Below are 6,749 nucleotides of genomic sequence, written 5' to 3'. Positions count from 1 at the left end.
CACCTACACCATCACCGATCCGGCGGGCTTCGGGGATTATTCGGTGAGGGCGACCACGGCCCTGGGCTGCGTCTCGGTGTCTGACACCTTCACGGTGGTGCAGGCCGGCCCGGCCTCGATAGCGGCGGGCACCAGCGGCTATACGGTGAGCAACGCCTTCGCCCAGGACCAGACGATCATCGTTACGGTGCAGGGCTACGGCACCTACCATTACCAGCTCGACGACGGCCCGATCCTGGACAACGGGGGTGTCTTCACCGATGTGCCTCCGGGCATCCATACCGTGACGATCTACGACATGGAGGGCGATGGCGCAGAGCATTGCGACTCGATCACCATCGGCGGCATACAGACCATCGATTACCCGAGGTTCTTCACCCCGAACGGGGATGGCATCAATGATACGTGGAACATCAGTGGAATTGACCAATTCGCTAAAATTTTCATCTATGACCGATACGGCAAATTGCTCAAGCAAATCAGCCCAATCGGAACGGGTTGGGACGGTACGTTCAACGGACAGGCATTGCCTTCGACAGACTACTGGTTTACGGTGGAATATCCTGAGACGAATACTGCATCTTTGCCGGTGATGAAAGAGTTTAGGGCACACTTCTCTTTGAAACGATAATAGTAATTGGCATTAAAAAAGGCTTCCGAGAGGAAGCCTTTTTTAATTCATTAGTCGCGGCATGTTGAATGATTGACGGATGCCCGCGTTAGCGATTGAAGCGATTGTTTGAGCTCTTTCCCAGGCCTTCGAGGTTTACTTGAGTTAGGATTATTTTGAGGCCTGGAAAAAGCGAGTGCGGAAAGCGCGGCCCGAAGGGACACGAGGCTTGCAAAGCCGACTGCCCGAAGGGAAACGCCCAAAAACTATTTTGAATTGTAAACCTCGAGCGCTTTTTTCAGGATTTCAACCGAACGAACCAAATCTTCCTTTTTAAGGACGTAAGCAATCCGAACTTGATTTAACCCTACATTAGGTGTAGAGTAGAACCCGGCCGCCGGCGCTACCATGACCGATTCGCCGTTGTGGTCAAAAGATTCGAGGAGCCATTGCGCGAAATCGTCGGCGTTGGCGATGGGCAATTCGGCGATGCAATAGAAAGCACCTTTTGGGGTCGGCACTTTTACACCAGGAATTTTGCGAAGTTCGGCGATTAAGATGTCGCGGCGTTCGCGGTATTCTGAAATGACTTCGTCAAAGTAACTTTGCGGCGTGTCGAGCGCGGCTTCGGAAGCGATTTGTTCGAACGTTGGCGGGCTGAGGCGCGCTTGCGCATATTTCATTGCCGTGGCCATGACTTCTTTGTTTTTGGACACGATGCAACCAATGCGGGCGCCACACATGCTGTAACGTTTGGAAACCGAGTCAATCATGATGGCGTGTTGCTCCAAACCTGGCACGTTCATCACCGAGAAATGGGTGTCGCCATCGTAGGTGAACTCACGGTATACTTCATCGGCGATAAGGAACAAATCGTGTTTCTTAACGATTTCGGCGAGTTGCAGGATTTCCTCCTTAGAATAGAGGTAACCAGTTGGGTTGCCGGGATTGCAAATCAGGATGGCTTTGGTTTTTGGCGTAATCAGTTTCTCGAAAGCGGAAATCGGCGGCAAGGCAAAACCTTCGTCAATCGTGGAAATTACTGGCACCACCGTAACGCCTGAGGCCGTGGAAAAGCCGTTGTAGTTGGCGTAAAAAGGTTCCGGGATGATGATTTCGTCGCCGGCATCCATTGTGGTTCCCATAGCGAAAAGCAATGCTTCGGAACCACCAGTAGTGATAATGATATCGGCTGTGTCTACCGGAATACCATGTGCAGTGTAATAGCCGGCAAGTTTCCGTCTATAGCTTTCGAAACCGGCGGAGTGGCTGTATTCAAGGATTTGGACATGGTTATTTCGGACCGCTTCAAGCGCCACTTCTGGCGTTTTTATATCTGGCTGGCCGATATTCAAATGGTAAATTTTGTGTCCTTTTTTCTTGGCGACATCGGCATACGGAACCAATTTCCGGATGGGCGACTCGGGCATCATCTTTCCTTTGTTCGAAACTTTTGGCATGGCATGTTGTTTAAAGATGCAAAGGTGCAATTTTTTGGGATTAATCTTGTCCTTTTTCGGTAGGGAATTTTTGTTACTTTTATGAAAATGCAATTATGAAAAGTACCGGATGGTTGTTGCTTGCCGTGTTGTTCAGCGCGACTGCTTTTTCGCAGGACGGCTTCCATTTTGACAAGCCGGGCAGAAAGAAAGTGACCATTCCTTTTGTGTTGATCAACAACCTAGCGATTGTGACCTTAAAAGTGAACGGCACGGAAATGAATTTCTTGTTGGACACAGGTGTGGATGAAACGATATTATTCAGTCTCGACGACCAAAACAAGTTGAGCCTGAACAACATCGAAAAGATTAAGCTGCGCGGGCTGGGCGCCAACGATGCCGTGGAAGGCTTGAAATCTTCCCACAATAAAATGGCTTTTCCGGGTTATACCGACGACGACCATGAGATATACATCGTCTTGGACCAGAACTTTAATTTTTCGGCCAGTATCGGCATTCCCGTCAACGGGATTTTGGGCTACGATTTTTTCAAGAACAATCTCGTGGAGTTGAATTACGACCGTCGGAAAATAGTAGTTCACAATCGCGAAAGTGTGGGCATCCGAAAAAAGTTAACCAAGCAATTTAAGGCTGCCGACATCGTCATTGAAGGGCACAAGCCTTACATCACCGCCGATGTCTCCATACATGCCGATAACTTTTTTCCGGCCAAACTGCTGATGGATTCCGGCAATACGGATGCGGTGTGGCTGTTTCCGAGTAAGTCTGATAAAATCACGCTGCCCAAGCGTCGTTTCGATGATTTTCTGGGCCGCGGGCTCAGCGGCGATGTTATGGGTTGCCGTGGCAGGATTGAAAAGTTCGCCTTCAACGGCAATGAATTTTCCAACCCCATAGGTGCGTTTCCGGATGCATCGAGTATTAACAACATCACGTTGGCGACAGCGCGTGTAGGTTCGGTTGGTGCTGAAATTATGCGGCGATTCACAATTATTTTTGACTATCGGGACCAGAAAATTTACCTACGGCGAAGCAATCATTACCACCAACCATTTAGTTATAATATGAGCGGATTGGAAGTGCATCACGAAGGTATGTCGTGGGTTCAGGAAAAGGTGTCCGTGGAAGCTTCCCGGAAAAGCGCTTCACAAACGGAGATTGAAATCATTCCCAAGGCGTTCACTTACAAATTCGAGCTTAAGCCTATTTTTTCAATTGCCAACGTGAGGAAAGATTCACCGGCGGATGCTTGCGGAATAAAGAAAGGGGATATTTTGCTCCGAATCAACGGCATGTTGTGTTACCGGCTCACGCTACAGGAAATCAATACGCTGCTGAAATCTGAGGAAGGCAAAACCATCGAATTGGAAATCGAGCGAACAGGGAAGCCAATAAAGTTTTCGTTCAAACTCAAAAACATCATTTAATAAAAAAACCTCCGAATCTGGAGGTTTTCAACTATTGGCTCATCAAGCTTTTCTTTTTTTGTAGTGGGCTTACTTCTTCTTTTACGATGACTTCGCCCTTGATCTTTAAGGGAATTCGCCCTTCAGGCCAGTTGGCCGCATTGGATTCAATTGTAATGGTCTTGCGGATCGGGCCAGGATTCATGTTGTATTTTACTTCGATCTTGTCACTTTTTCCAGGCATGATCGGTTCTTTTGGTTTCGATGGCACGGTGCATCCGCAGGTTGACTTTACGTCGGTGATTACAAGCGGCTCGTTGCCTGTGTTGGTGAATTCGATGCTTCGGATACCATCGTCTGAATCTTTGCTGACCGTTCCATAGTCAATGGTTGTTCCGCCTTTAAACTCAATCTTCGGACCCGATTGTGCGAGGGAAAAACCTCCAGCCATCATCGCGACCAACAGTATGATTTTTTTCATGTTACAACGTTTTGGGTTCGTAAATTTAATTTGTTTTACCACAGCCGCAAATAATAAAACCTTAATTTTTTCTAAGCGACTTAATTCTTTAATTTTGCGGCGCGCGGTTTACAAGAACCAAGCCAAATTCAAAACAATTTTCCATGACGATTCCTGCGCAATTCGAAGCCAAAACGATTGAAGAAAAATGGTACGCCTACTGGATGGAACACAATTATTTCCATTCTGAGCCGGACCATCGTACGCCATATACCATTGTGATTCCGCCGCCGAACGTGACGGGCGTTTTGCACATGGGCCACATGCTCAACAATACCATTCAAGACGTCTTGATCCGTCGGGCGCGGTTGAAGGGTTTCAACGCTTGCTGGGTTCCCGGAACAGATCACGCATCTATCGCGACTGAGGCCAAAGTCGTGGCCAAACTCAAGTCTGAAGGCATCAACAAAAACGATTTGACACGCGAGGAATTCCTGAAGCATGCCTGGGATTGGACCGACAAATACGGTGGTGTCATCCTCGAACAGCTCAAAAAACTTGGCGCGTCCTGCGATTGGGATAGAACCAAATTCACGATGGATCCGGACATGTCTGCATCAGTCATCCGCTCGTTTGTCGATTTGTACAACAAAGGGCTGATTTACCGCGGTTACCGGATGGTCAATTGGGATCCGGAAGCCAAGACGACGCTGTCCGACGAAGAGGTAATTTATGAAGAACAACAAGGGAAACTCTATTTTATCAAATACCAGATTGAAGGCGGATCGGATTTCCTGACCATTGCCACAACACGTCCGGAAACCATTTTGGGCGATACGGCCATTTGCATCAACCCGAACGATGAGCGCTACGCAAATCTGAAAGGGAAACGCGCCATTGTCCCGATTGCCGGACGTTCCATCCCGATTATTGAGGATGAATACGTCGATGTCGAATTCGGTACCGGATGCTTGAAAGTCACACCGGCGCACGACGTCAATGACAAAGCGCTGGGCGACAAACACCAATTGGAAATCATCGACATCTTCAACGAAGACGCCACCTTGAACAGCTACGGCTTGCATTATCAAGGGAAAGACAGGTTCGTGGTGCGTGAGGAAATCTCGAAGGAATTGGAAGCGATGGGCGCGATTGCTAAAATTGAAATCCATCCGAATAAAGTAGGCACCTCTGAACGAACGAAAGCCGTCATCGAGCCGCGCCTGTCAGACCAATGGTTCCTGAAAATGGACGACTTGGTGAAGCCTGCCATTAAATCTGTATTGGAGTCAGACGACATCAAGCTCTATCCGAAGCGTTTCGAGAATACGTATCGTCATTGGCTGGAGAACATCCGCGACTGGAACATCTCGCGCCAACTTTGGTGGGGACAACAAATCCCAGCCTATTATTACGGCGATGGCAAAGAAGACTTCGTGGTCGCCGAAACAAAAGAAGCTGCATTGGAACTGGCGAAAGCCAAGAATGCCAACATCACAGCCGAAACGTTGCGCCAAGACCCGGACGCGCTCGACACGTGGTTTTCCTCATGGCTCTGGCCGATGGCTGTTTTTGGCGGCATCATGGAGCCCGAGAACCAGGATTTCAAATACTACTATCCTACGAACGATTTGGTTACCGGTCCGGATATCCTGTTTTTCTGGGTGGCGCGCATGATCATCGCAGGCTATGAATACGCAGGCGAAAAGCCATTCACAAATGTCTATCTTACCGGATTGGTGCGCGACAAGCAACGTCGTAAAATGTCGAAGTCGCTCGGCAATTCACCGGATCCACTTGATTTGATCGATAAGTTCGGCGCTGACGGCGTGCGGGTAGGCTTGCTCTTGAGCGCATCGGCGGGTAACGATATTTTATTCGACGAGGATTTGTGCGGGCAGGGCAAAGCCTTCACCCATAAAATCTGGAATGCCTTCAGATTGGTAAAGGGTTGGGAAGTCGACCAAAATTTACCGCAGCCCGAAGCATCTGCAAAAGCAGTGGAATGGTTCAATGCCAAGCTGCAGCAGACTTTGCTGGAAATCGAAGACCACTTCGAGAAATACCGTATCTCGGACGCGCTGATGGCCATTTACAAATTGACTTGGGACGATTTCTGTTCTTGGTTCCTGGAAATGATCAAACCGGGCTACCAGCAACCAATCGACGCCCAAACATTTGCCGGCGCTATTGAAGCGCTCGAGAATGTGATGCGTTTATTGCATCCGTTCATGCCATTCCTTACAGAGGAAATCTGGCAGCATATTGCCGACCGCACGCCGAAGGATGCGCTCATCGTCAACTATTGGCCGGAAACCAAGCCGTTTGACGCGCAATTGATCGCCGATTTCGATTTTGCGGCCGAAGTCATTTCAGGCATCCGCGCAATCCGCAAGGACAAGAACATTTCTTTCCGGGATGCGATTGACCTGAAAATCATCAACCATGAAAAGGCATCCGGCCAATTTGATTTGCTGGTCGCCAAAATGGGCAATGTGACCGCCATCGACTATGTGACCGAACAAGTAAGCGGCGCGTTGTCGTTCCGGGTGAAGGCCAATGAGTACTTTATTCCCGTGACTGGTTCTGTAGATGTTTCCGCAGAAATTGCGAAACTCACCGAGGAATTGAACTATACGAAAGGATTCCTGAAATCGGTACAAGGCAAACTCTCCAACGAGCGCTTTGTGAGCGGCGCACCGGCAAATGTCATTGAAATGGAACGCAAGAAAGAAGCCGATGCGCTGTCAAAGATTGCCACAATCGAACAAAGTTTGGCAAGTTTACAGTAAGCTTAATATTACATTTAAAGG

At 48.7% G+C, this 6,749-nt stretch carries 5 protein-coding genes; 3 read left to right on the top strand and 2 right to left on the bottom strand.

The window, feature by feature from the left end:
• Positions 1-43 precede the first annotated feature (43 nt).
• Positions 44-631: a T9SS type B sorting domain-containing protein gene (locus ACM9J1_RS11085; protein ID WP_415582112.1), complete on the top strand. Its 588-nt coding sequence runs from the start codon at positions 44-46 to the stop codon at positions 629-631.
• 245 nt (positions 632-876) lie between these two features.
• Here ACM9J1_RS11085 and ACM9J1_RS11080 read toward each other — a convergent pair whose 3' ends face one another.
• Positions 877-2,070, bottom strand: a complete 1,194-nt coding sequence (locus tag ACM9J1_RS11080; RefSeq protein WP_415582111.1) for a pyridoxal phosphate-dependent aminotransferase — start codon at positions 2,068-2,070, stop codon at positions 877-879.
• A 95-nt stretch (positions 2,071-2,165) separates the two neighbouring features.
• Here ACM9J1_RS11080 and ACM9J1_RS11075 point away from each other — a divergent pair, with 95 nt between their 5' ends.
• On the top strand, positions 2,166-3,497 hold the full coding sequence (locus ACM9J1_RS11075) for a retropepsin-like aspartic protease (RefSeq protein ID WP_415582110.1): 1,332 nt from the start codon (positions 2,166-2,168) through the stop codon (positions 3,495-3,497).
• Positions 3,498-3,528: 31 nt separating this feature from the next.
• Here the strand turns inward: ACM9J1_RS11075 and ACM9J1_RS11070 are convergent, their stop codons facing one another.
• Positions 3,529-3,957, bottom strand: a complete 429-nt coding sequence (locus ACM9J1_RS11070; protein ID WP_415582109.1) for a DUF1573 domain-containing protein — start codon at positions 3,955-3,957, stop codon at positions 3,529-3,531.
• Positions 3,958-4,100: 143 nt separating this feature from the next.
• Between ACM9J1_RS11070 and ACM9J1_RS11065 the strand changes: the two genes are divergently transcribed.
• Complete coding sequence (locus ACM9J1_RS11065; RefSeq protein ID WP_415582108.1) at positions 4,101-6,728, top strand: valine--tRNA ligase; 2,628 nt, start codon at positions 4,101-4,103, stop codon at positions 6,726-6,728.
• Positions 6,729-6,749: the final 21 nt, after the last annotated feature.

Source organism: Flavobacterium longum (genome assembly GCF_965137575.1).
Taxonomy (GTDB): Bacteria; Bacteroidota; Bacteroidia; order Flavobacteriales; family Flavobacteriaceae; genus Flavobacterium; species Flavobacterium longum.
Note: the sequence above shows the minus strand (reverse complement) of the source record. Positions and strands in the feature narration are given on the sequence as shown.

Bases quoted from the DNA above. Each gene is read 5' to 3' on its own strand.
- ACM9J1_RS11065 (WP_415582108.1), top strand. From the start codon at position 4,101: ATGACGATTCCTGCGCAATTCGAAGCCAAAACGATTGAAGAAAAATGG.
- ACM9J1_RS11075 (WP_415582110.1), top strand. From the start codon at position 2,166: ATGAAAAGTACCGGATGGTTGTTGCTTGCCGTGTTGTTCAGCGCGACT.
- ACM9J1_RS11070 (WP_415582109.1), bottom strand. From the start codon at position 3,957: ATGAAAAAAATCATACTGTTGGTCGCGATGATGGCTGGAGGTTTTTCC.
- ACM9J1_RS11080 (WP_415582111.1), bottom strand. From the start codon at position 2,070: ATGCCAAAAGTTTCGAACAAAGGAAAGATGATGCCCGAGTCGCCCATC.